Origin of the sequence: Plesiomonas sp. (assembly GCF_051652165.1) — a bacterium.
Lineage (GTDB): Bacteria > Pseudomonadota > Gammaproteobacteria > Enterobacterales > CAMTGL01 > Plesiomonas.
On the sequence record NZ_JBOFTR010000016.1, the window covers coordinates 143,627 to 167,183 of the forward strand.

Sequence of the window (23,557 nt, forward strand, 5' to 3'; positions counted from 1 at the left end):
TTATACCGTTTATAAGTCATTATCGCTAAAGCGCGTATAACATTAACATTACTCACTTAAATCAGTGTAAAAGGTTATTATTATGAATCCACGCTCAAGCAATGTATTTTCCGAACGAGCAGGTCTGCGTGTACAGGCCTACCTGTCACAAGTGTATGGCTGGATGACTTGCGGCCTGTTGCTTACTGCGTTCGTTGCATGGTATGCCGCCAGAACACCTGCTGTTATCAACTTCATTTTTTCCAGTAAAATTACCTTTTTTGGTTTAATTATCGCACAGTTAGCACTGGTGTTTGTGCTATCGGGTATGCTGCAACGGCTGAGTGGAACAATGGCAACGAGCCTGTTTATGCTCTACTCCGCCCTAACAGGATTAACCCTTTCCAGCATTTTTATCGCTTATACCGCCAGTTCCATTGCAGCAACATTTGTTGTCACTGCAGGTATGTTTGGCGCAATGAGCCTGTACGGTTACACCACAAAACGTGATTTAAGCGGCATGGGTAACATGTTGTTTATGGCATTAATCGGTATTGTTCTTGCTTCACTGGTCAACATGTGGCTAAAAAGTGACACCTTGATGTGGGTTATTACCTATATTGGTGTAGTACTGTTTGTTGGCTTAACCGCCTACGATACCCAAAAGCTAAAAATGCTGGGTGAACAGATCTCAGAAGATGACCACGAGAACTTTCGTAAATACGCGATTGTAGGTGCATTAACTCTGTATTTAGACTTTATCAACCTGTTCCTGATGCTATTACGCATCATGGGCAACCGTCGATAATCACACCAGAATATGTAGGCTTAGCACTCCCTTAGAGTCAGTAACCGATGCAAAGCCACAAAATTTGTACAATTACCTACATTTGCCCCGATTAATCTCGGGGCTTTAGTTTTATTGGGCTGCCGTTATCCTTTATAATGTCGCTCTTTTGTCAAAGGCCGCTCTTTGTAAAAGATCACAAGGCCGGTCAGTTTGCTCCGCAGTAATGCGCGTTTAGCAAACTCAGTATTGGTAAAAATAATCAGGCAGAGTCTCGGTGAGAAATGCGCAGATAACGCATTATTGCGGCGATAACACCCTGTGTAGTGGTGGTAGCACACTCCCGATACACTCTGTTTTACCAAAAGGATGTAAACCATGCGCACCGTATATTGCGGACAACTTAATCGCACCCACGAAGGGCAAGATGTTACCCTGTGTGGCTGGGTGCACCGTCGCCGAGACTTAGGCGGTCTGATCTTTATTGACATGCGCGATCGCGAAGGCATTGTTCAAGTCTTTTTTGACCCAGACCACCAAGCGGCATTTGCACAAGCCTCTGAATTGCGTAACGAGTTTTGCATTCAGATTAAAGGGGTTGTTCGCGCCCGCCCTGATAGCCAAATCAACCGCGATATGGCTACCGGTGAAATTGAGGTTTTTGCCCAAGAGCTGAACATTATCAACCGTTCAGAGCCACTGCCTCTCGATTTCAACCAGACTAACACTGAAGAGCAGCGCCTGAAGTTCCGTTATTTGGATCTGCGCCGTCCAGAAATGGCTGATCGCCTAAAAATGCGAGCCAAAGTGACCAGCTTTGTGCGCCGTTTTATGGATGATAACCAGTTCCTTGATATCGAAACTCCGATGCTAACCAAAGCCACCCCAGAGGGCGCGCGTGATTACCTCGTACCAAGTCGTGTACATAAAGGTAAATTCTATGCTCTGCCACAATCCCCACAGTTGTTTAAACAACTGCTGATGATGTCGGGCTTTGATCGCTACTATCAAATCGTAAAATGCTTCCGCGATGAAGATTTACGTGCTGACCGCCAGCCTGAATTTACCCAAATCGATGTTGAAACCTCTTTCATGAGCGCCGAGCAAGTGCGTGAAGTGATGGAGCGTTTAGTTCGCGAGCTATGGCAAGAAGTGAAAGGCGTGGATTTTGCCCCTTTCCCTATCATGACATGGGCAGAAGCGATGCGCCGTTTTGGTTCTGATAAGCCAGATTTGCGTAACCCGCTAGAAATTGTTGATGTAGCTGATCTGCTAAAAGACGTTGAATTTAATGTCTTCTCTACCCCAGCCAATGATCTAAAAGGCCGCGTAGCCCTGATCCGTGTTCCGCAAGGTGCACAGATGAGCCGTAAAACTATCGACGAATACACCCAATTTGTTGGTATTTATGGTGCAAAAGGCATGGCGTGGATGAAGGTCAACGATCGTGCAGCAGGCCTTGACGGTGTACAGAGCCCTGTCGCCAAATTCCTGAATGCTGAGATTGTTGAAGAGATCTTATCTCGCAGTGGCGCAGAAAACGGCGATATTCTGCTGTTCGGCGCAGACCGCTGGAACGTGGTTACAGATGCGTTGGGCGCGCTACGTATCAAACTGGGCCGAGATTTCAATCTGACCGATCTGAGTGCATGGGCACCGCTGTGGGTCATTGACTTCCCAATGTTTGAAGCCGATGACGAAGGTAATCTGGCTGCGATGCACCACCCGTTCACATCACCACGTGATATGACACCGGCTGAACTGAGTGCTAACCCTACCGCTGCCATTGCGAATGCTTATGACATGGTCATTAACGGCTATGAAGTCGGTGGCGGTTCTGTGCGTATTTACAACAGCGATATGCAGCAGACCGTATTCAGCATTTTGGGTATTAATGAACACGAGCAGCGTGAGAAATTTGGCTTCCTGCTCGATGCGCTGAAATTCGGTACACCACCGCATGCAGGTCTGGCTTTTGGCCTTGACCGCTTGGTGATGCTGATTACCGGTACCGATAATATTCGTGATGTTATCGCCTTCCCGAAAACAACGGCAGCAGCCTGTTTGATGACCGAAGCACCAAGCTTTGCTAATCCGGCTTCACTGGCAGAGTTGTCTATCAACGTTGTGAAAGCATCAAAGGAATAAGCATGACCTTTAAGCGCCCGGAATCAGTATTAGTGGTGATCCACTGTCCGAATACAGAGCGGGTGCTTATGTTGCAGCGCAAAGATGATCCGCAATTTTGGCAGTCGGTTACTGGCAGCCTAGAAGGTGATGAATCGCCGCAACAAACGGCACTGCGTGAAGTACAAGAAGAGGTTGCCATTGATATCCAATCAGAGCACTTAACGCTAACTGATTTGCATCATACCGTTGAATTTGAACTGTTTGAGCATGTCCGCCACCGTTACGCGCCGGATGTCACTCGCAATAAAGAGCACTGGTTTTGTTTGGCATTGCCTTCAGAACGCGCGGTTGTACTGTCTGAGCACCATGCTTACCAGTGGCTACATGCACATGAAGCAGCAAAACTGACCAAATCATGGAGCAATCAACAGGCCATTGAACAGTGCTGTATCGCTTCAATGTAATACGCGCCTAAGCCAAGCTTGCAAACTGGGCAGTACAATACACGGTATTTTGCCCAGCCTACCCAGTTATTGCGATTATAATCAATAACAAAGCGGGTAGCAGATGATAATAGCTGAGACAGCAATACACTAAGATCGGGTAGTTCGACACTGTATCAGTACTGTAAAATCGGTACTGCGAAAACCGAAATAGCCCCAAAATAAGATTAAAAAGCGGAGATTGTTATGGCAGGTCATAGTAAGTGGGCCAACATTAAGCACCGTAAAGCAGCGCAAGATGCTAAACGAGGCAAAATTTTCACTAAATTGATTCGTGAGCTGGTTGTTGCCGCTCAAATGGGTGGTGGCGATGTTGGGATTAACCCGCGTCTGCGTGCCGCTGTAGATAAAGCACTCTCTAACAACATGACCCGCGACACTGTAAACCGTGCGATTGCACGCGGTGTCGGGGGTGATGATGATAGCAACATGGAAACCATCATTTATGAAGGTTACGGCCCAGGTGGTACTGCGGTCATGGTTGAGTGTCTAAGTGATAACCGTAACCGTACGGTATCTGAAGTTCGCCACGCGTTTACCAAAACGGGCGGAAATCTGGGTACTGATGGCTCTGTATCCTACCTGTTTACCAAAAAAGGGGTGATATCTTACCCTGCAGGTTTGGATGAAGATACCGTTATGGAAGCGGCACTGGAAGCGGGCGCTGATGATGTAGTTGTGAATGATGACAGCACCATTGATGTCTACACCGCACCGGAAGATTTCGGTTCAGTCAAAGATGCATTAGATGCTGCCGGCTTAACCGCTGAAATGGCTGAAGTTTCGCTGATCCCTTCGACTAAAGCTGAACTGGATATTGATACTGCACCAAAACTGCTGCGCCTTATCGATATGCTTGAAGATTGTGACGATGTTCAAGAGGTTTACCATAACGGTGATATCTCTGACGAAGTTGCAGAACAGCTGTAACGGATGTCCATTATTTTGGGTATTGACCCTGGTTCGCGGATCACCGGTTATGGTGTGATCCGCCAACAAGGGCGGCATCTTGAATACCTCGGTAGCGGATGTATTCGCACCCAGGTTGATGATCTTCCCAACCGCTTACGGCTGGTGTATGCCGGAGTCAGTGAAATTATTACCCAGTTTAGCCCTGATGTTTTTGCCATTGAGCAGGTGTTTATGGCTCGTAATGCAGATTCGGCACTCAAACTGGGGCAAGCACGCGGCGCGGCCATTGTTGCTGCGGTCAATAATAGTCTTCCTGTCTTTGAATATGCCGCTCGTCAGGTAAAACAGACCGTAGTGGGCACCGGTGCGGCAGATAAAGCACAAGTCCAGCATATGGTGAAAACCATGCTCAAGCTGCCCGGAAATCCGCAGGCAGATGCTGCTGATGCGCTGGCTATTGCTATGACTCACGCACAAATTTGTCAGCATGCAGCAAAAATTATGAACCCTCGATTACAGATAACCCAAGGGCGTTTTCGTTGAAAGTGTCTGCAGATATTTGTACATCACCTGATGACATAAGCTGCATTGATAACCTCAGTAGCATTAGCAATACCGATAAGATCACAAGATCTCGGTATCTGTAATAATAAAAGACTGAAATGATAAAAGGCTGGATATTTATCCAGCCTTTTCGTTATGCTATGCTCAGAAATTACCGTATTGCATGCGATAATAAACATCACGCATAAACAGATCTATGCGCAGCAAAACATACAACGAGGAGATAATCTGTGATTGGTCGTTTACGTGGGCTTATCGTCGAAAAACAGCCGCCTGAAGTTCTTCTCGATGTCAGCGGTATCGGTTATGAGGTCAACATGCCAATGACCTGTTTTTATGATCTTCCCGATATTGGTGCAGAAGCCACCCTGTTTACCCATTTTGTTGTGCGCGAAGATGCGCAACTACTATATGGTTTTAACAACAAACAAGAGCGTGCGCTGTTTCGTGAGCTGCTCAAAACTAACGGTGTCGGCCCAAAATTGGCACTGGCTATTTTGTCGGGTATGTCAGCAGCACAATTTGTTGGTGCTGTTGAGCGTGAGGATATTACCACGCTGGTTAAACTGCCGGGGGTCGGGAAAAAAACTGCTGAACGCCTGATCGTTGAGATGAAAGATCGTTTTAAAGGGATGGGCAGCTTTGATTTGTTCACTCCCCCTGATGAACTTGCCTCAGCAATTCACCACTCTCAGGCGGCTGTACAACAGGCGGATACCGAAGAAGAAGCTGCCTCTGCACTGATTGCGCTCGGTTATAAACCGCAAGAGGCCAGCCGTATGATTAGCAAAGTAGCCACCCCTGAGGCTGACTGCGAAACCCTGATCCGTAACGCATTACGCGCGGCATTGTAATTGCCAAATCAATAGTACACTTGCATTATAGCCCTCTACTGCTGATATCAGCCCTAACACGGGGCTGATAGATAATAAAAGGTTTCCGGATGATAGAAGCTGACCGTCTGATCTCCCCTGTCAGTGCCCCTCGTGAAGAGGAAGTGATTGATCGGGCTATTCGCCCCCGCCTGCTTGATGAATATATCGGACAAGAGCATGTTCGTACTCAAATGGATATTTTCATTCAAGCAGCCAGAATGCGATCAGATGCGCTGGATCATGTGCTGATCTTTGGCCCGCCGGGGCTAGGTAAAACTACGCTTGCCCATATTATCGCCAATGAAATGGGGGTCAATCTGCGCAGCACATCTGGGCCCGTTCTGGAAAAGGCCGGTGATCTGGCCGCTATGCTGACCAACCTCGAACCCCATGATGTGCTGTTTATCGATGAGATCCATCGGCTATCACCGGCTGTCGAAGAGGTGCTCTATCCTGCCATGGAAGATTATCAACTCGATATCATGATTGGCGAAGGCCCTGCGGCACGCTCTATCAAACTCGATTTACCCCCGTTTACACTGATAGGTGCAACCACGCGTGCAGGCTCGCTAACCTCACCACTGCGCGATCGTTTTGGTATTGTGCAGCGCCTTGAGTTTTATCAAACCGAAGAGTTAACCCAAATTGTTCAACGTAGTGCCCGCTGCCTTGAATTACCCATGAACTCTCTTGCCGCATTAGAAATTGCCCGCCGTTCACGGGGTACTCCACGTATTGCCAACCGTTTATTACGCAGGGTACGTGATTTTGCCGAGGTCAAAGGCACAGGCGCTATTGAATTTGATATCGCAAGCCGAGCACTCGATATGCTTGATGTCGATGTCGAAGGGTTCGATTTTATGGACAGAAAATTACTGCTGGCAGTCATTGATAAATTTATGGGTGGCCCTGTTGGGTTGGATAACCTTGCCGCAGCCATTGGTGAAGAGCGTGATACCATTGAAGATGTACTTGAGCCTTATCTGATCCAACAAGGTTTTTTACAGCGGACACCACGCGGGCGTATTGCTACTCAACGGGCATACCAGCACTTCGGCTTAACGCCCACTCAAGAAAATTAAATAAAAAGTAACGTACCAGAAATACAAACACAAAAATGATTGTATGCGCATAAAATAGCCTGTTTGCTTAATACCCTTTTGCTATTCAGTGCCTTCATGTGCCATAGATCGCACGCTCTCCTACAAAGCCTGTTGCCTATCTCAAAAAGAAAACCCCACATTTAAAATGTGGGGTTCATGTAAATTTAGCTAATCACTATTTATTGTGCAGCATAAACAAGTCACTGAATAATTTTTTATAAGAGTTTACGAACTTGTTAAGCGTGTTAGTACGCATATCTGCTCCGAAGTGATGGGGTTCAAATTTTTTCATAAAAAAACAATTTCAACATAACTCATCTTGTTGATGGCGCAAATTATATGCAGACAACCCCAAAAACAGAAACGACAAATTTTAAGCCTAATTCATTAGAATTATTAATGTGAAATAAACTTTAAAACAGGCACAACCCTTATTTGTTATATTTATGTTTTTATATTGATTACTCTTTTAATACGCCTACATGCTTTACCCCATAAACAGACTATATTGAATAAATACAGTGACGAAGTTACGACTAACGTGCTGAAATAAAACAAATCGATTACATATTTTGCTTTAATTTAGCGGGAATTGAGCTGCATCAACTTATGAATAGGAGTATCATCTCTCGGTGTTGACCGTGATCAATTTTTATCGTTGTAGGTTGTTAAATATAATTGACCGAATAACAAAAAATATAACTTGAATCACTAAAAAGCCTATTCCGCGTAAGGGATTAGAGGCGTAATATTTAGTCACCCTGTCATTTAGGTTGCTGTTATGTGATGACTTCGTTCATAGAGTGCATCAACTCATTTTATGAACGCAGAAATTGAATCCTCTGTGGCTCATGCACTGTTGTTTGTTTATTGACCTATCAAATAACAGTGTAGATAACAATCTTTCTCAAGGATTGAAGATCAAGAGCTGGAGTCTTCCTGCAAAAAGCAAGGAGTCGTGATGTTAGATGTTGTTGAACTATCCAGATTGCAGTTCGCTCTGACTGCAATGTACCATTTTTTGTTTGTTCCACTCACAATTGGTATGGCATTTTTGCTGGCCATTATGGAGTCGGTCTATGTCATGACCAACAAACAAATCTACAAAGATATGACCAAATTCTGGGGAAAGTTGTTTGCAATTAACTTTGCCCTAGGGGTTGCAACAGGTCTGACCATGGAGTTCCAATTTGGGACAAACTGGTCTTACTACTCTCACTATGTTGGTGATATCTTTGGTGCACCGTTAGCCATTGAAGGGCTAATGGCATTCTTCCTTGAATCTACCTTCGTGGGTATGTTCTTCTTTGGGTGGGATCGCCTGTCTAAACACCAACATCTGCTAGTCACTTGGCTGACTGCAATTGGTACCAACATGTCTGCTTTGTGGATCTTGGTTGCCAACGGTTGGATGCAAAACCCAGTAGGTTCAGAGTTTAACTTTGAAACCATGCGTATGGAAATGGTCAGCTTTGCTGATCTGGTCATGAACCCTGTTGCACAGGTGAAATTCGTTCACACTGTAGCGGCCGGTTATGTCACAGGCGCAATGTTTGTACTGGGTATCAGCTCTTACTATCTGCTGAAAAAGCGTGATATGCCATTTGCGCGCCGCTCATTTGCCATTGCCGCAAGTTTTGGTATGGCCTCTATCCTCTCTGTTATGGTGCTAGGTGATGAATCAGGCTATGAGCTGGGTGATGTGCAGAAAGTAAAACTCGCTGCCATTGAGTCAGAGTGGGAAACCCACGCACCGCCTGCAGCATTTACCTTGATTGGTATTCCTAATCAAGAAGAGATGCGCACCGATTACGCTATCCGCATTCCGTATGCACTGGGCCTGATTGCAACCCGTTCTGTTGATACACCTGTCATCGGCCTGAAAGATCTGATGAAAGAGCACGAAGTGCGTATCCGTAACGGTATGGTTGCTTATGACCTGCTGCAAAAGCTGCGCTCCGGTCAGGATACCCCTGAGCTGCGTGCACAGTTTGATAATGCGAAAAAAGATCTAGGTTATGGCCTATTGCTAAAACCGTATGCACCGGATGTCTTTAACGCCACTGACGCTCAAGTTCAGCAAGCAGTAAAAGACTCTATTCCGAAAGTTGCGCCACTGTTCTTTAGCTTCCGAATTATGGTGGGTGTTGGCTTCTTGATGCTGTTTATCATCGGCATGGCCTTTATCCAAACAACGCGCCACAAAATTGATCAAAAACCATGGTTGTTGAAACTGGCACTGTGGGGTATTCCGTTACCTTGGATTGCTATTGAAGCAGGCTGGTTTGTTGCTGAATATGGCCGTCAACCTTGGGCTGTTGGTGAAATATTGCCCGTATCATCCGCAGTATCATCTATCAGTACCGGTCAGGTTTGGTTCTCACTTCTCTTGATTTGTGGGCTATATACTCTGTTCCTGATTGCTGAAATGTATCTGATGTTCAAATTTGCTCGCTTAGGCCCAAGCTGCTTAAAGACTGGCCGCTACCATTTTGAGCAAAAAAGTGCACCCGTTGTTACTGACACTCACGCATAATTCAGGAGCCGACCATGATTGATTATGAATTGTTACGCTTTGCCTGGTGGCTACTGATCGGTGTATTGCTGATTGGCTTTGCTATCACTGATGGCTTTGATATGGGTGTCGGTGCGCTGTTACCGATTATCGGAAAAACTGACAACGAACGTCGGGTAATGATTAATACCATTGCACCACACTGGGATGGTAACCAAGTTTGGTTAATCACTGCTGGGGGTGCTCTGTTTGCTGCGTGGCCAATGGTTTATGCTGCTGCCTTTTCTGGCTTCTACGTGGCGATGGTATTAGTGCTTGCTGCGCTGTTCTTCCGTCCTGTCGGTTTTGATTACCGCTCAAAAATTGAAGATTCCCGCTGGCGCACTATGTGGGATTGGGGTTTGTTCATCGGTGGTGCAGTACCCGCATTGGTCTTTGGTGTAGCCTTTGGTAACTTACTGCAGGGTGTTCCATTCGAAGTAGATAGTTTGCTCCGTTTACAATATCAAGGTGGTTTCTTTGGTTTGCTAAATCCATTTGGCCTGCTATGTGGTGTCGTCAGTTTGATGATGCTGGTTATGCAAGGGGCAACTTGGCTGCAAATGAAAACGGTGGGTGAGTTGCATGTTCGTGCTCGTACTGCGGCAAAAATCACTGCGTTAATCACAGCAGTTTGTTTTGCACTGGCCGGCATCTGGGTAATGAAAGGCATCCCTGGTTACCTCATCACCTCGGTGATTGACACAAGCGCCCCTTCTAATCCACTGCATAAAGAAGTTGCAGTAGAGATTGGTGCCTGGATGAAGAATTTCAACGACTACCCTATTTTGTGGGCAATTCCTGCTATCGGTGTGTTTATGCCGTTACTGACAATTATTGCATCACATTTTGAGCGAGCGGGTTTTGCATTTTTAACCTCTTCACTGGCCATTACCTGCATCATCTTGACTGCCGGCGTCACTATGTTCCCGTTTGTAATGCCATCAAGCATTATGGCGGCACAAAGTCTGACCATGTGGGATGCAACATCAAGCCAGAAAACACTGGGGATCATGCTTGGTGCAGCTGTGATTTTTGTCCCCATTATTCTGGTGTATACCGTTTGGTGCTACTACAAAATGTTTGGTCGTATTGAGACTAAACATATTGAAAATAACCCTTCAGCCTATTAATGAGCCCTTAGGAGACAAGAACAATGTGGTATTTTGCTTGGATTCTCGGTGTGCTATTAGCCTGTTCATTCGGCATTATCAATGCCCTATGGTTAGAGCAGACTGAAAACATGGATCGCGATAATGCATAATCTGCGGGCATAACGCAGCATTGCTAACACATTCGAAGGGCCTTACGAGGCCCTTTTTTATTATTCACATCTCCCTTACTTGCTCTTCTCTATACACCTTGCATTTTCGTTATCTTAACGACATGATTCGTCAACGCCCTATCCCCCTATTTGTATGGGATAACATCAGAGATGCCCGTTTCGGGCTGGCAAGGAGAGCCTATCAAATGCAATCACCCAAACCTGCTATTGACAATACGCATACACTGTTTAATTTTGATATCCCCATTGATCGCAGCCACAGCGACAGCGATAAATGGAACAAATATGCCGGTAAAGATATTCTGCCAATGTGGGTAGCTGACACTGATTTTCGCTCTCCGCCTGCGGTCATTGCGGCGCTGCATAAACGGGTGGAACACGGTGTGTTTGGTTATGGTTACGGTGCATCATCGGTACTGACCGAAGCATTTATTGCACGCATGCAAACTCGCTATGACTGGGCTATCAAACCAGAGTGGTTGGTGTTCCTACCGGGTCTGGTTTGTGGCCTAAATTTGGCCGTTAGAGCATTTACTGCCCAAGGCCAGCGTAGTATTGCCCCTTCACCAATTTATCCGCCGTTTGTAAAATCATCAGCCTTTGCGGGTATTGAACAAGTTCTGGCCCCCGTCACTCTGCAACAAGGCCGCTGGGTGATGAACTTAGACCGTATCGCCAATGAAATGCAGGGAAATGAAAAGCTGCTGATGTTGTGTAACCCACAAAATCCGGGCGGTACTATTTATCGCCGAGAAGAACTGCTGGCACAGGCTGAATTTGCGCGTCAGCACAATTTACTGATCTGTAGTGATGAAATTCACTGTGATTTACTGCTGGATAATCAGCCTCATATTCCCATTGCATCACTCAATGCCGATGCAGAGCAACGTTCAATCACGCTATTTGCCCCATCAAAAACCTTTAATATTGCTGGATTGGGCGCTTCTATCGCTATCATTCCCAATGACAAGTTGCGCCAACAGTTTATTAAAGCGCGTACTGGTATTGTGCCGAGTGTCGATATCATGGCTTATACGGCAGCAGAAGCTGCATATGTAGCGGGAGATACGTGGTTAGAAGCTCAACTTGATTATCTACGGGAAAACCGAGACATAACAGAAGCAAGAATTAATGCGATGCCATATTTAACATTGGCTCATACCGAGGCAACGTATTTAGCGTGGATTGATTGCTCTGCACTGCCAGTACAAAACCCACACCATTTTTTTGAGCAAGCAGGCGTCGGCTTATCAGCAGGTGCTGATTTTGGTAATGCTGCATTTGTACGGCTCAATTTTGGTTGTACTCGTGCGCGATTAAATCAAGCACTTGATCGTATAGAAAAAGCCCTTACTGCACTAAAAATATCACTTAAGTAGTAATAATCTCACACTACTTTAGTTTTAAATTAAAATAGCGATTTATTATTTAACTCGTTTATATTATTTATATTGTATTAGATAGAGGCTGTTCATTAAATAAACAGCCTCTTGCTACTTGTTGATCTCTTATTTATAGTGATTATACGTATAGATATATCCGCTATAATATTTATAGCAATATTCAGTTTATTCTTATATATCTACTGCGTAGTAACCATCATTACATTACCGAGACGGTCATATCGTTATTCCCCCCAACCAAGCGCACACGCACACCCGGTTGATAACGTGGATCGGCCTTTTGTACTACAACAATAGATGCACCGTTGTCTTTGCGGATTTCCATCTCAGCGCCATTAATCTGATTTAAGCTATCTTCTGCCTTTTTGCCTATTGCACTGCCTGCAATAGCCCCAGCCGCAGAAGCAATATCTCGCCCTGTGCCACCGCCAACAGTGCTACCCAATAAACCACCGACTACCGCACCGCCGATACCACCAATTAATCCTGAGCTTTCAGCTTGAATCTTGACTGGGCGAATTGAGACAATTGTACCATACTGTATATTCTGCACAGTTTTTGCCTGTGCACCGCTATACACATCTCCTGAGTACATGTTTGTATTTGCACAGCCTGCTAAACTCATCGCTATGAACGCAAGAGCACCTAAACGTGTGTTCATTATAACCTCCGTTAGCATAATCTAATTTACAGCGTGTAAACCGCATCACTAAAGCATGCATAACGGCGATTCAACTGCCGTAATACCTTACTGTATACACTCAATCTCTATAATGCATCACACCTCTGCACAACGTACACCATGCGCGAAAGATCGTGTTAATTAAAGAGAGATGTAACAATTAAGTGTAATGCTTTAGCATAACAGACATGCTATTAATCAAAAAAACAGTGAGCTAATCAACTATTATCATGGATTAAAGCAACAATAAACTAGCTATGTTATACCGCAGGTAAACACACTAAAATAAACAAGGGTGTGACTATCAGAGGCTTCTAGCTGTTAACTGCCACACCCTAAGTATAGCCAACGGGATCACACAATAAAAAATAATTGCACTTTAGCTACTCTTTTTGTGTGAACTAAACACCTTTCTCGCAACAGCTCTGTTGCTGTAGCAATAAAATGGTTATTACTGCGCATAACCATAAGGGTATCCAGCACCAATCAGTGAAACTGTTGCCTGCCCACCATTTCCGACCAATTGAACGCGTGCGCCCGGTACAAAACCAGGTGCAGCTTGCTGTACAACAACAATATTTTGACCATTACTTTTACGAATAACCATCTCTAAACCTTCCGTTTGATCAAGACGATTACCTACATTAGACCCAACAACACTGCCTGCAATTGCACCCGCCGTTGTTGCGATATCGCGACCAATACCACCACCCACTTCACTACCGAGTAAGCCACCAATAACCGCGCCACCTAAGCCGCCTAAACTTGATCCCTGCTGTTGATCATCTTGAATCCTTACAGGTCTAACCGATATGATTGTGCCGTAGCTAACGTTCTGCACCATTTTGGCATCTTGACCTGAAAATACATTCCCAGAATACATATCTGTATTCGCACAACCAGAAAGTGCACATACACCAAGAATCAACGCAGCACCTGCTGTATATTTCATTGCAATCACCTTTATCAATCTTTTAAAAAACGGTCAGTTAACATTACTGCTCGGCTGACCGCTAAATTGACGATTTAACGACAAAAAGACTAACAAAAAGTTGTCACAATATTTGTCTTATGTTTCTGGCTTTTTTCTGCCCTGATAAAGCAAAGCGTTACATGCTAACGGCTAAATATTTTTCTGATATTCACTATCGGCTATTGCCAATGGTGCATCGGTATATGCCCCCACTTACGAAACAATAAGTCATAATTAATGGCTTACGGATGACACCCAATGACATCACGAATAGACAGTGGATGAATTTTTAACGTAATACCATTACGAGAAAATGCTAACGTTGGGTTTGTGCGCTGTTCATCCTCGGCCTGTGGCATACTTGCTTTATAACGCACTGTTGCTATTTCTGATGTTATTGATGCGGTACTCATCCATGTAGAGAGTGATGGAATCGCATGGAGCGCAGCAGATTCCATCTCGGTAATCGTTTCTGCATTGACGGAAACAACCAGTTCAATATGCTCCCATCCTTCATGTAAATAGTGTTTTTCACTTGGATAAGGTAGCTCTATACAATCAATCACCCACGGACCAACCGATAATGGCTGATGCAGTGCAAACAGACAAATTGGACGACCATTAATATTTTTTTGCGACAACATTTCACCGGCTTGCAATAAGCCCTGATGCCAACGAGCAGCCGTTTCCTGTGAATGACAACGTACCGCAATATGATCAGCGGGATAATCGTGAATATTGACACCCAGATCTGCTGCTAACTGTGTGATTTTCGTCACAAAATCAGGCAGAGAGTACGAAAGATCGGCTAACTCATTTATCCATTCAAAGGGGGTTGACATCTTTTATCCTCATTTAAGTCGATATACTGATATCAGGATGGCTTGTGGGGTTTTCATGGCTCTGTTGCACGGGTATGATACCGAGTATTCGGTATCTCTGTGCATAGCTTTACGCATTATTATTCGGCATAACATGTATCAATACTGATAGTATCGTTGCTGTTTATTTATATGCACAATAATTAACTGTTCGATTGAAGGTAATCAGATGAATATACAAGCTCTTATTTCCGAGAAGGTTAACCAGGCGCTGATCGCAGCAGGTGCACCGATTGATTGTGATTCTATGGTCCGCCAATCAGCAAAAGTACAATTTGGTGACTATCAGGCTAATGGTGTGATGGGCGCTGCAAAACGCTTGGGTATTGCGCCACGCCAATTAGCAGAAAAAGTGATTGAAAACCTAGAGTTAGGTGCTATTGCCTGCAAAACTGAAATTGCTGGCCCTGGGTTTATTAACATTTTCTTAAACCCTGAATGGGTTGCAAAACAAGCAGCATTAGCACTGACTGACAATAAATTAAATGTTTGTGCAACACAGCCAAGCCAAACGATTGTGGTTGATTATTCAGCACCTAATGTTGCCAAAGAGATGGCCGTTCACCACATTCGCTCAACCGTTATTGGTGATGCCGTTGTTCGTACCCTTGAGTTTTTGGGTAACCACGTTATTCGCGCTAATCACTTAGGGGATTGGGGCACTCAATTTGGTATGCTGATAGCTTACCTAGAAAAAATTCAAAACGACAGTAACGCAACCTTGGTGCTGTCTGATTTAGAAGCGTTTTACCGTGAAGCGAAAAAGTGCTACGACGAAGATGAAGACTTTGCTGTGCGTGCACGTGGTTACGTGGTGAAATTGCAAGGTGGTGATGCATATTGTCTGAGCATGTGGCGTAAGCTGGTTGATATTACTATGGAGCAAAACCAGCGTATTTATGATCGCTTGAATGTCAGCCTGAAAAGTAAAGATGTGATGGGTGAAAGCCTATATAACTCAATGTTACCAGGCATTGTAGCTGATCTGAAAACTCGCGGTTTAGCGGTTGAAAGTGAAGGTGCTCAGGTCGTTTTCCTCGATGAGTTCAAAAACAAAGATGGCGAAGCCATGGGTGTTATTGTGCAAAAGAGCGATGGTGGCTATCTGTACACTACAACTGATATTGCTTGTGCAAAATACCGTTGGGATCATTTCAAAGCCGATCGCGCTTTATACTTTATTGACTCACGTCAGCACCAACATTTGATGCAAGCATGGACCATTGTTCGTAAAGCGGGCTATATCCCTGAAAGTATGACACTTGAGCATTGTGCATTCGGTATGATGCTAGGTAAAGATGGCCGCCCATTTAAGACCCGTTCAGGCGGTACTGTTAAGCTCTCTGAACTGCTCGATGAAGCAACCGAGCGTGCAGAAAAGCTGATTGCAGATAAAAATCCGGATCTGAGCGCAGAAGAGCGTGCTTCGGTTGTTAATGCGGTAGCGATGGGCTCAGTGAAATACTCTGATCTGTCAAAAAACCGGACAACTGACTATATCTTCGATTGGGAGAATATGCTGAGTTTTGAAGGCAATACCGCACCGTATATGCAATATGCGTATACCCGTGTGTCTTCTATCTTTAAGCGTGCCAATATTGATGAAAACAGTTTAACGGGCGATATCATTTTACATGATGATCGCGAAAAAGCGTTAGCAATCAAACTGATGCAGTTTGAAGAAGCAGTTTACAGTGTGGTACGCGAAGGTGAACCTCACCTGATGTGTGCTTATCTGTACGAGCTGGCCGGTCTGTTCTCAAGTTTCTATGAAGCGTGCCCGATCCTCAATCAAGACGATCAGAGTCTGCGTAACAGCCGCCTGAAACTAGCATCATTGACAGCAAAAACCCTTAAACAGGGCCTTGATTTGCTGGGTATCGATACTGTCGAGCGTATGTAATTGCGCTTAATAGTGTAGTGAATAAACCCGTAGATCATACAGATACCTTTAGCCAAGGGCTATTGATGATTTGAACAACGTTGGCGAATACATTGAATATTGGCCAACGAATGTCAAAAAAAAGAATCCCTCAATCGGGATTCTTTTTTATGTAGCTTATGTGGCTACTGAGTATTCTGTAACCTGAAATTACGATGCAGATATTGTCGTGTCTGCTGATAAAACCTGCTGTAACAAGGTTTCAAGTGTACTGACTCGCTGCTGTAACGCCGTAATATCACTTTCAAGTTGTGTGATCCGTAAGCTCTCATTCTGATCCGGTGTCAGTTGTAGGCGGTCTGAGTCATACGTAGTCGCTATTTTTGTAGCACTTATATCACCGCAAAAAAGATGCATATAGCGGCTTTCACGTTTCCCTGCTTCACGTGGTAATTGTACGACATACGGGCCATCATCACGAGTTGCCAACTTTTCCAGCACAGCTTCAACGGTTTGTACATCAGTGAACTCAGCCAAACGCTGAGTGCGGGTGCGTAACTCACCGGCAGTTTGTGGCCCACGTAACAGTAAGGTACAAATCAGCGCAAACTCTTGTGGATTTAATTTTAGGTGGCCAAATTCAGAGTTACAAAACCGATGCTCATATTTTGCTACTCGGTGGCCAAACCCTGAAAGATCTCGGATTAATCTCTTTTTTAACAGATCATCGAGTATATTTTGCACTTCTGAATCTGACAGTTCGAGAACTGGATCTCGATTAGTCTTTTGATTACATGCGATAGTTAAGCCATTCAGTGATAAAGGGTATTGTTCTGGTGTTGTTATCTGTTTTTCTAACAAACAGCCAATCACTCGTGCTTCATAAGCTGTTAATTGAGTTTTCACATCAACCTCTCTATCTTGCTGAAAGTCTTGTTATTATTAGCACAATAATCTGATTTATGCGCTGTCTTTCCTGCTACGATGGGTTAAAGCAGTCATAACATGATCTTGCCACACACCATTAATGAGCAAATACTCTTTTGCATAGCCTTCTCGCTCAAAACCAAGCCGAGCCAGTAAATTTCCGCTACGCTGATTATGTGGCATGTAGTTAGCCATAATCCGGTGTAGTTGCTGTTTTTCGAGCATATACCGATTACTCTCTTTTAAAGCTTCATACATCAGCCCTTTTCCCACAAACTGCTTTCCCAGTGAGTACCCCAAATAACAGGCCTGAAATACGCCGCGAATAATGTTACTGTAATTGATAACGCCCAGCACATGTGACTCTGTTTGATCCAGCAATAAAAAACTAAATGCTGCCCCTTGCCGATGGTATTCAGAGATCAGCGATAAACGAGCGTTCCAACCACTAACCGTAAAATGGCCTGCATCACGCTTTGGCTCCCACGGTTGTAAATAATCACGATTATGACAGTAATACTCAGCAATTTTTACTGCATCTTTTTCATGTGCTAAACGCACAACCAACCGCTCAGTTAATAAACGCACTTGGGGTATCGGTGAGTAGCCAAACATCCAGTAACCTCACTGATTTTATTCATAAAATAACGCTCTCGTGATTAAACCAGAAAGTGGCGCAAAATACTTATTTATAGCCGCATTCAAGCCACTGAATATGCTGAACATCACACTTTTAAGCATGAGTAACACGGTATGACTCTCTCTCATCGCCACACAAATATGTGAGATAGTAGACTGTTTGTTATATTAAAACGCATAACTATGCCTGAATTATCAGTACATTTGATACAATCTCGCTAGAATATGCGGGTTAACCTGCTCATTTATGCTGATTTATTAATTACGCAATTATTATGCGACAGAGCCCATCACTATGACTTCAACTGCCATACCTCCACAGGAAAATGATACTTCGCTGGCTACCGAGCCCCTGTTAACGCTGTTTTGGCGTTACACACTGCCCACCATTACCGCCATGGTGATCAGTGGTGTATATGTTACTGTTGACGGTATTTTTGTTGGCCATTATTTAGGCGAACAAGGGCTTGCAGGAGTCATGCTGGCATATCCTGTTGGGTCGGTGTTGTATGCTATCGGCGCAATGATTGGTATGGGTGCATCATCATTGGTTTCATTGCGTTTAGGTCAGGGGAAGATTGAACAAGCCCGAAATATTGTCGGTAATGCCCTGATATTGGTGATTACAGCAGCAATCATTATCGGTACGATCGGGCTGACCTATGGTGGCACTATGCTACGCTGGCTAGGCGCTACTGGTGATATATTTACAGCAGGTATTGAGTATTTACGCTGGTATTTTCTGCTAGGTTTTTCAGCAATGCTTTCTATGAGCTTCTCTGCCTTGCTGCGTAATGATGGAGAGCCAAAGCGAGTCACCTATATTCTGATTTTTGGCGGCACGCTCAACGTGCTGCTTGATTACACCTTTTTAGCCATTATTCCTCTTGGCCTTGCGGGTGTAGGTTTAGCCACTATGCTTTCACAACTGATCAGTGGAGGCTTGTGTTTGGCTCATTTTTGCTCAAAACGCAGCCAGTTACGCCTTTCATGGCGAGCACTGTTTCCACGTATAAAATTGATTGTAGAGATCCTGCGTTTAGGCACATCAAGCTTATTAATGTATCTTTATCTCTCTGTTGTGCTGGCACTGCACAACAAAGCTTTTATGAGTGCAGGTAATGCGCTGCATGTCGCGGCCTACAGTATTGTCAGTTATGCCGAGGCATTTTTCTACCTGATTTTTGAGGGTATTGCACTGGGTATTCAACCGATTGCCAGCTTTAATGCAGGTGCTGGGTTAGAGGATCGTGTACGGAAAATTCGTAATTTAGCCCTAGGGATTACAACAGGGCTAGGTCTTGTGGGTATGGCATTCCTCTATCTTTTCCCACATCTGGTTACTCAGCTATTTGCCGGTGATAATGTTACGCTAAACAACGAAGCGATTAATGGGATTTATCGCTACTTCTGGGGTTTGCCGATGGAAGGGCTATTATTAGTCGGTGCCACTTACTTTCAGGCTGTGAATAAACCGTTATTGGCTTCGACCCTTACCGGTGGGAAATTGCTGCTCATTGGTGGCTTTTTATGGGTATTTTCCTTTTTGTGGGGGATTAACGGCATTTGGATGGCCATGCCAGCTTGTAGCACTTTACTGGCTATTTGGATGCTATGGCAAATGCAGCGTGAAAATGCACATCCTGCACGCGGTATGGTGCAATAACCGTAATAACCCCACGTTTATGATATTGTACGAGCCTTAGGTAATACCAATATTGCACGTAGCCCACCCAGTGGGCTACGCTGTAGTTGCAGTGAACCCCGATATGAAAGTGCCATTTCATTGACAATATTAAGCCCTAAACCACTGCCTGCCACGGTTTCATCAAGGCGAACGCCTCGTTGCAATACCTGTTGACACTGATTTTCATCTAAGCCTAAGCCGTTATCATCAATCATGACCATTAACGACTCAGCCTGTTCTGTGGCACTGAGTGTGATCATGCTATTGGCCCATTTGAAGGCATTTTCAATAAGATTACCAACCATATCATCAAAATCATTATCTGAAACGGCTAATGCTAAATCACTGTCTAACTCATTAATACAGACAATATTTCGTTCAGAGTAAATTTTTTCCATTGCCATGATAATACGGTCTGTGCGTATAGCAGGGTTACAGCGCACAGCTAAAATATTATTTGCACCGGCGATACGTGCGCGAGCCAAATGGCTATCGATTTGTTGCTGTAGTTGCGCTAAAACTTGCTGCATAGGTTGGCGCTGGTCAATAGGCAGTAATGCAATTTGATTACCCAAAATAGCCAATGGTGTTTTTAAAGCATGTGCCAAATTACCGGTATGATGACGGGCCCTAGTCAATAACTCGCTGTAATGAAATAAGAGTGCATTAAGATCATCTGCTAATGGCGCAATTTCACGTGGAAACGCACCATTAAGTTGCACTTGCTGACCTAATCTCACTGCAGTAAGTTCTTGTTGCATACGGCGTAATGGTCGCAATGACCAGTTAATGAGCCCACCAATAATAACAACAACCCCTAGCCCTAGTGCTAATAGTACGCACCAAAAACTGTGTGTTAACCGTGTTAATGTCTGACGCAAAGAGGACTCATCTTGCCCAACTTGAAGCAATAAAGGAGATGCGTAATCAGGTAACGTCAGTGTACGAGAAACAGTAATCAATGGGCGATTTTCTGGCCCAACCCACTGCTCGACAGTATTTGCTGCAGGTGCTAAATCAGTTTGATGCTGTTGTTCGCTGTGTTGTGAGTCTGTTGGTGTATGGCGAGTTTGCTTATTACCTAAGTTATGCGGTGATAAGCCTGCATTTAACTGTGGTTGCAAACGGCTATCCCACAGAGATCGTGAGCGAATAACTGCAGTTGGTGAGCTCACTTGCCAGTAAAGCCCGCTATAAGGTTGACGAAAACGTGGGTCACTCAGTAGGCCAGTAACAACAGGCTTACCCTCTGCAGATAACTCAATACGTGCACTTAGCTCATCAAGGTACAACGTGAGTGTTTGCGTTGCCTCAGCGCGTAAGTAGTGATTAAAAATAGAGGGCAATAACATTCCTGCACTAAACAAAACAAGCAGTAGCCAACCGATGGTTGCACCTAATACCCGTTGGCGCAAACTTGCAGGGTTATTCATGGATTCGATAACCTAATCCGCGTACAGTTTGGATGATTTGGCTATCAATTTTACGCCTAATTCTTCCAATAAAGACTTCAATAGTGTTTGAATCACGATCAAAATCTTGCTGATAAATACGTTCAACCAAGTCAGTACGGGAAACAACCTTCCCCTGATTGTGCATTAAATAGGCTAAAACTTTATACTCTAGTGAGGTTAAATCAACCGTTTTGCCTTGCCATGTTACAACGGCAGTTTGCGTATCAAGCGTGAGTGCACCTATCTGCAACACAGAGGCCGCATGCCCTGCCGCACGGCGACGCTGCACAGACAAACGAGCCACCAGCTCAACCATCTGAAAAGGTTTAGTGAGATAATCATCTGCGCCTGCATTTAAACCATCAACCCGCTGATGCAGCTCTGCACGCGCACTTAAAATAATAACAGGAGTCTGAATGCCCTCAGATCGCAAACTGCGCAATACCGTCAGGCCATCAAGTTTTGGCAAACCAAGATCAAGTACGATAGCATCCCATGTTTCACTCGTGGCGCGGTACAATGCATCAATTCCATCGTACGATTGCTCGACTGTCCATTGATGTTGAGTGAGTGCCTCGGCTATTTGTGCAGCCAGTGTCTGCTCATCTTCAATCACCAGTACTTTCATATCAGATTCCGCATTGCTTATATCAGTTGTTCATTGATTGATGATTTATTGCCATCTCGTATTAATCATCAAGAGGGACAATATCGCGCTTTAATGCTTGTTTAAGATGGCAGCCTTTCATTTTGATAACTTGTAGCGTTGTTGCATTATATTTAACCTTAATCAGGTTATTTTTTTCACCCAGCAGTTTTAATTTATACTTCCAAACACCATCATCTTCATCTAATTCAACTTCGATGATCCGGCCATAGAAATCCTTTTCAACTTGGGCAAGTAATGCACTGTAAGGCTTTATCAACCCCGCTTGGGTGGCTGCTAATGCGGTGTCTTGTACATCATCATCAAACTCAAGTGCCGGAGGCGTATAGTTAGGCGGTAACGGATCAGCCAGTGCTCGTATTGGCAGCGTAAAACTTAACGTCACTGCTAACAGTAGTGTCGCTAATTCAATGTGCTTCATAGGTTGACTCATCTGATCCGTAGTGGCCTATAGCGGCAACGTTTTCCCATATTTTCCTCTATAGATAGAAGGTTATCATAGGCCATTGCCGCTTTTTTTTTGCCATTTAGTGATAATTACTCGCCCCATTATAGCAGTTGAATACGTTTAGCTTCGAGCTCTGATTTAGTAATACCGGTTTCATATTTACCATATAAACGCACTTTGGTTTTGCCAGTAACACCTTGTGGCATAAATACGTCATGGTCTACTTCTACTGTTATCTGCTGTTTGCCATCACTAAATGTATAGTGTTCAGTATCAATTTGGCTGGTTAAATAACCCTCTAATACGACATTGTGATCTTCAAATGGCATCTTCATTGCCTGTAACTCTGCAATTGTCATCGTTTTCACTGGGCCTTGATAAGCATTCTGGCTAACAAGCCCAGTATCAGTAACAACATGGTGATCAGAAGCCATAGCAGAAGCAGACGTTAGCAACAATACAACAGTGGCGATAGCGATAGTGTTCATAATATATTCCTTCCTCGTGGTTGATGGGTGTATTAAACACTTTCTCGTCTTAATCTAATCTGAGGAAGATATTCATATTCTGTTCATGTTTGTAAATGTGCTGAATATTTCACTGTTTTCCACTCGTTACATTAAATAGCTGCCACTCTAATGGGCTATTATTGAACTCAGGTTGTTGTTTACTACAACGAAGTATCTGTTTTCCAACATCAACCAATGCACCTTCAGAATAACGTTGATCTGCGTAATAACATGCTTGGCCTTGCATTAATGCACCTGTATTTAAATCAAGATTTAGCCGAGTGCGCTCAGTATTTCCCCACTGTTTTACCGTATTCATATTGCTATCAGTGTTGGTTTTTGTTGTTGATATTAGCGGGTTAATATCTGCTGCAATCAGGTTATTTGACAGTGTTGGATTGCGGTTCCCTGTACTTAATACTGTGCTATTTTGTATGCCCTGAACACCGGTTACTATGACTTCTGCATTGGCTGCATAGCTAAACATACAGCCAAACAACAAGCTATAACTCACTCTTCTCCACCCATGCTTCCCACGAGTGTTCCGTAATAAAAATAGTGGCACTGGCGATTTAGAAAGCAAAATTTGAAACATTCAAGAACTCCTTTTCATGGGATATTTTTCATGAGAGCGAAGACAAAGCATCAGCCCTAACTCTTGTTATTTGTAGAGCTTAATTTGACAGATACTTTTTAGCTGTTGCTGTTTGTGC

At 44.2% G+C, this 23,557-nt stretch carries 23 protein-coding genes; 13 read left to right on the plus strand and 10 right to left on the minus strand.

Features of this window, described 5'->3' with window-relative positions:
• Window positions 1-82: 82 nt before the first annotated feature.
• From ACRC53_RS10270 to ACRC53_RS10320, 11 genes are all read left to right on the plus strand, one after another.
• On the plus strand, window positions 83-787 hold the full coding sequence (locus tag ACRC53_RS10270; protein ID WP_438643330.1) for a Bax inhibitor-1/YccA family protein: 705 nt from the start codon (window positions 83-85) through the stop codon (window positions 785-787).
• A gap of 357 nt (window positions 788-1,144) precedes the next feature.
• Window positions 1,145-2,914: an aspartate--tRNA ligase gene (gene aspS / locus ACRC53_RS10275; protein WP_438643331.1), complete on the plus strand. Its 1,770-nt coding sequence runs from the start codon at window positions 1,145-1,147 to the stop codon at window positions 2,912-2,914.
• Between the two features lie 2 nt (window positions 2,915-2,916).
• Window positions 2,917-3,360: a dihydroneopterin triphosphate diphosphatase gene (gene nudB, locus ACRC53_RS10280; RefSeq protein WP_438634696.1), complete on the plus strand. Its 444-nt coding sequence runs from the start codon at window positions 2,917-2,919 to the stop codon at window positions 3,358-3,360.
• A 225-nt stretch (window positions 3,361-3,585) separates the two neighbouring features.
• The gene (locus tag ACRC53_RS10285) at window positions 3,586-4,329 is read left to right on the plus strand and encodes a YebC/PmpR family DNA-binding transcriptional regulator (protein WP_438622993.1); all 744 of its coding nucleotides are present in this window, start codon (window positions 3,586-3,588) and stop codon (window positions 4,327-4,329) included.
• 3 nt (window positions 4,330-4,332) lie between these two features.
• Window positions 4,333-4,854, plus strand: a complete 522-nt coding sequence (gene ruvC / locus ACRC53_RS10290) for a crossover junction endodeoxyribonuclease RuvC (RefSeq protein WP_438622992.1) — start codon at window positions 4,333-4,335, stop codon at window positions 4,852-4,854.
• A 251-nt stretch (window positions 4,855-5,105) separates the two neighbouring features.
• Window positions 5,106-5,729 (plus strand): Holliday junction branch migration protein RuvA, encoded by a 624-nt coding sequence (ruvA, locus tag ACRC53_RS10295; protein WP_438643332.1) that lies wholly within the window; start codon window positions 5,106-5,108, stop codon window positions 5,727-5,729.
• Window positions 5,730-5,818: 89 nt separating this feature from the next.
• The gene (ruvB, locus tag ACRC53_RS10300) at window positions 5,819-6,832 is read left to right on the plus strand and encodes a Holliday junction branch migration DNA helicase RuvB (RefSeq protein WP_438643333.1); all 1,014 of its coding nucleotides are present in this window, start codon (window positions 5,819-5,821) and stop codon (window positions 6,830-6,832) included.
• A 982-nt stretch (window positions 6,833-7,814) separates the two neighbouring features.
• Complete coding sequence (gene cydA, locus ACRC53_RS10305) at window positions 7,815-9,389, plus strand: cytochrome ubiquinol oxidase subunit I (RefSeq protein ID WP_438643334.1); 1,575 nt, start codon at window positions 7,815-7,817, stop codon at window positions 9,387-9,389.
• 14 nt (window positions 9,390-9,403) lie between these two features.
• Window positions 9,404-10,540 (plus strand): cytochrome d ubiquinol oxidase subunit II, encoded by a 1,137-nt coding sequence (gene cydB / locus ACRC53_RS10310; protein WP_438643335.1) that lies wholly within the window; start codon window positions 9,404-9,406, stop codon window positions 10,538-10,540.
• A gap of 23 nt (window positions 10,541-10,563) precedes the next feature.
• Window positions 10,564-10,671: a cytochrome bd-I oxidase subunit CydX gene (cydX, locus tag ACRC53_RS10315; protein ID WP_438622987.1), complete on the plus strand. Its 108-nt coding sequence runs from the start codon at window positions 10,564-10,566 to the stop codon at window positions 10,669-10,671.
• 206 nt (window positions 10,672-10,877) lie between these two features.
• Window positions 10,878-12,071: a MalY/PatB family protein gene (locus ACRC53_RS10320; protein ID WP_438643336.1), complete on the plus strand. Its 1,194-nt coding sequence runs from the start codon at window positions 10,878-10,880 to the stop codon at window positions 12,069-12,071.
• A 223-nt stretch (window positions 12,072-12,294) separates the two neighbouring features.
• Here ACRC53_RS10320 and ACRC53_RS10325 read toward each other — a convergent pair whose 3' ends face one another.
• The 3 genes from ACRC53_RS10325 to ACRC53_RS10335 form a co-directional block, all read right to left on the minus strand.
• Window positions 12,295-12,756: a glycine zipper 2TM domain-containing protein gene (locus ACRC53_RS10325; protein WP_438643337.1), complete on the minus strand. Its 462-nt coding sequence runs from the start codon at window positions 12,754-12,756 to the stop codon at window positions 12,295-12,297.
• A 472-nt stretch (window positions 12,757-13,228) separates the two neighbouring features.
• A complete protein-coding gene (locus tag ACRC53_RS10330) occupies window positions 13,229-13,729 on the minus strand; it encodes a glycine zipper 2TM domain-containing protein (protein WP_438643338.1) in 501 nt (166 codons plus the stop codon).
• A 263-nt stretch (window positions 13,730-13,992) separates the two neighbouring features.
• Window positions 13,993-14,592 (minus strand): VOC family protein, encoded by a 600-nt coding sequence (locus ACRC53_RS10335; protein ID WP_438643339.1) that lies wholly within the window; start codon window positions 14,590-14,592, stop codon window positions 13,993-13,995.
• 208 nt (window positions 14,593-14,800) lie between these two features.
• Between ACRC53_RS10335 and argS the strand changes: the two genes are divergently transcribed.
• Window positions 14,801-16,534, plus strand: coding sequence for an arginine--tRNA ligase (gene argS, locus ACRC53_RS10340; protein WP_438643340.1), 1,734 nt, complete (start codon window positions 14,801-14,803; stop codon window positions 16,532-16,534).
• 189 nt (window positions 16,535-16,723) lie between these two features.
• Here argS and ACRC53_RS10345 read toward each other — a convergent pair whose 3' ends face one another.
• Together ACRC53_RS10345 and rimJ are read right to left on the minus strand one after the other, a co-directional pair.
• A complete protein-coding gene (locus ACRC53_RS10345; RefSeq protein WP_438643341.1) occupies window positions 16,724-17,419 on the minus strand; it encodes a YceH family protein in 696 nt (231 codons plus the stop codon).
• 54 nt (window positions 17,420-17,473) lie between these two features.
• Window positions 17,474-18,055, minus strand: a complete 582-nt coding sequence (rimJ, locus tag ACRC53_RS10350; protein ID WP_438643342.1) for a ribosomal protein S5-alanine N-acetyltransferase — start codon at window positions 18,053-18,055, stop codon at window positions 17,474-17,476.
• Window positions 18,056-18,374: 319 nt separating this feature from the next.
• On the opposite strand from rimJ, the gene ACRC53_RS10355 reads away from it, so the two are divergent.
• On the plus strand, window positions 18,375-19,745 hold the full coding sequence (locus tag ACRC53_RS10355; RefSeq protein WP_438643343.1) for an MATE family efflux transporter: 1,371 nt from the start codon (window positions 18,375-18,377) through the stop codon (window positions 19,743-19,745).
• 17 nt (window positions 19,746-19,762) lie between these two features.
• Here the strand turns inward: ACRC53_RS10355 and ACRC53_RS10360 are convergent, their stop codons facing one another.
• The 5 genes from ACRC53_RS10360 to ACRC53_RS10380 all read right to left on the minus strand — a co-directional run bounded on the left by ACRC53_RS10360 (window position 19,763) and on the right by ACRC53_RS10380 (window position 23,439).
• Window positions 19,763-21,199, minus strand: a complete 1,437-nt coding sequence (locus ACRC53_RS10360; protein WP_438643344.1) for an ATP-binding protein — start codon at window positions 21,197-21,199, stop codon at window positions 19,763-19,765.
• A complete protein-coding gene (locus ACRC53_RS10365) occupies window positions 21,192-21,848 on the minus strand; it encodes a response regulator transcription factor (RefSeq protein WP_438643345.1) in 657 nt (218 codons plus the stop codon). The genes ACRC53_RS10360 and ACRC53_RS10365 overlap by 8 nt, the downstream gene beginning before the upstream one ends.
• Before the next feature lie 61 nt (window positions 21,849-21,909).
• Window positions 21,910-22,308 carry a PepSY domain-containing protein gene (locus ACRC53_RS10370; RefSeq protein ID WP_438643346.1) on the minus strand — a complete coding sequence of 133 codons (399 nt, stop codon included), beginning with the start codon at window positions 22,306-22,308 and terminating at the stop codon, window positions 21,910-21,912.
• A 128-nt stretch (window positions 22,309-22,436) separates the two neighbouring features.
• Window positions 22,437-22,823 (minus strand): YgiW/YdeI family stress tolerance OB fold protein, encoded by a 387-nt coding sequence (locus tag ACRC53_RS10375; protein ID WP_438643347.1) that lies wholly within the window; start codon window positions 22,821-22,823, stop codon window positions 22,437-22,439.
• Between the two features lie 109 nt (window positions 22,824-22,932).
• Entirely contained in the window at window positions 22,933-23,439 is a 507-nt protein-coding gene (locus ACRC53_RS10380) for a DUF1496 domain-containing protein (RefSeq protein WP_438643348.1), read from the minus strand.
• Between the last annotated feature and the right edge of the window lie 118 nt (window positions 23,440-23,557).

Coding starts and splice junctions, on each gene's coding strand:
- ACRC53_RS10355 (WP_438643343.1), top strand. CDS start 18,375: ATGACTTCAACTGCCATACCTCCACAGGAAAATGATACTTCGCTGGCT.
- cydX (WP_438622987.1), top strand. CDS start 10,564: ATGTGGTATTTTGCTTGGATTCTCGGTGTGCTATTAGCCTGTTCATTC.
- ACRC53_RS10270 (WP_438643330.1), top strand. CDS start 83: ATGAATCCACGCTCAAGCAATGTATTTTCCGAACGAGCAGGTCTGCGT.
- ACRC53_RS10285 (WP_438622993.1), top strand. CDS start 3,586: ATGGCAGGTCATAGTAAGTGGGCCAACATTAAGCACCGTAAAGCAGCG.
- rimJ (WP_438643342.1), bottom strand. CDS start 18,055: ATGTTTGGCTACTCACCGATACCCCAAGTGCGTTTATTAACTGAGCGG.
- nudB (WP_438634696.1), top strand. CDS start 2,917: ATGACCTTTAAGCGCCCGGAATCAGTATTAGTGGTGATCCACTGTCCG.
- ACRC53_RS10375 (WP_438643347.1), bottom strand. CDS start 22,823: ATGAACACTATCGCTATCGCCACTGTTGTATTGTTGCTAACGTCTGCT.
- cydA (WP_438643334.1), top strand. CDS start 7,815: ATGTTAGATGTTGTTGAACTATCCAGATTGCAGTTCGCTCTGACTGCA.
- ACRC53_RS10325 (WP_438643337.1), bottom strand. CDS start 12,756: ATGAACACACGTTTAGGTGCTCTTGCGTTCATAGCGATGAGTTTAGCA.
- ACRC53_RS10365 (WP_438643345.1), bottom strand. CDS start 21,848: ATGAAAGTACTGGTGATTGAAGATGAGCAGACACTGGCTGCACAAATA.
- ruvB (WP_438643333.1), top strand. CDS start 5,819: ATGATAGAAGCTGACCGTCTGATCTCCCCTGTCAGTGCCCCTCGTGAA.
- argS (WP_438643340.1), top strand. CDS start 14,801: ATGAATATACAAGCTCTTATTTCCGAGAAGGTTAACCAGGCGCTGATC.
- ruvC (WP_438622992.1), top strand. CDS start 4,333: ATGTCCATTATTTTGGGTATTGACCCTGGTTCGCGGATCACCGGTTAT.
- ACRC53_RS10380 (WP_438643348.1), bottom strand. CDS start 23,439: ATGTTTCAAATTTTGCTTTCTAAATCGCCAGTGCCACTATTTTTATTA.
- cydB (WP_438643335.1), top strand. CDS start 9,404: ATGATTGATTATGAATTGTTACGCTTTGCCTGGTGGCTACTGATCGGT.
- ACRC53_RS10330 (WP_438643338.1), bottom strand. CDS start 13,729: ATGAAATATACAGCAGGTGCTGCGTTGATTCTTGGTGTATGTGCACTT.
- ACRC53_RS10360 (WP_438643344.1), bottom strand. CDS start 21,199: ATGAATAACCCTGCAAGTTTGCGCCAACGGGTATTAGGTGCAACCATC.
- ACRC53_RS10320 (WP_438643336.1), top strand. CDS start 10,878: ATGCAATCACCCAAACCTGCTATTGACAATACGCATACACTGTTTAAT.
- aspS (WP_438643331.1), top strand. CDS start 1,145: ATGCGCACCGTATATTGCGGACAACTTAATCGCACCCACGAAGGGCAA.
- ACRC53_RS10370 (WP_438643346.1), bottom strand. CDS start 22,308: ATGAAGCACATTGAATTAGCGACACTACTGTTAGCAGTGACGTTAAGT.
- ACRC53_RS10335 (WP_438643339.1), bottom strand. CDS start 14,592: ATGTCAACCCCCTTTGAATGGATAAATGAGTTAGCCGATCTTTCGTAC.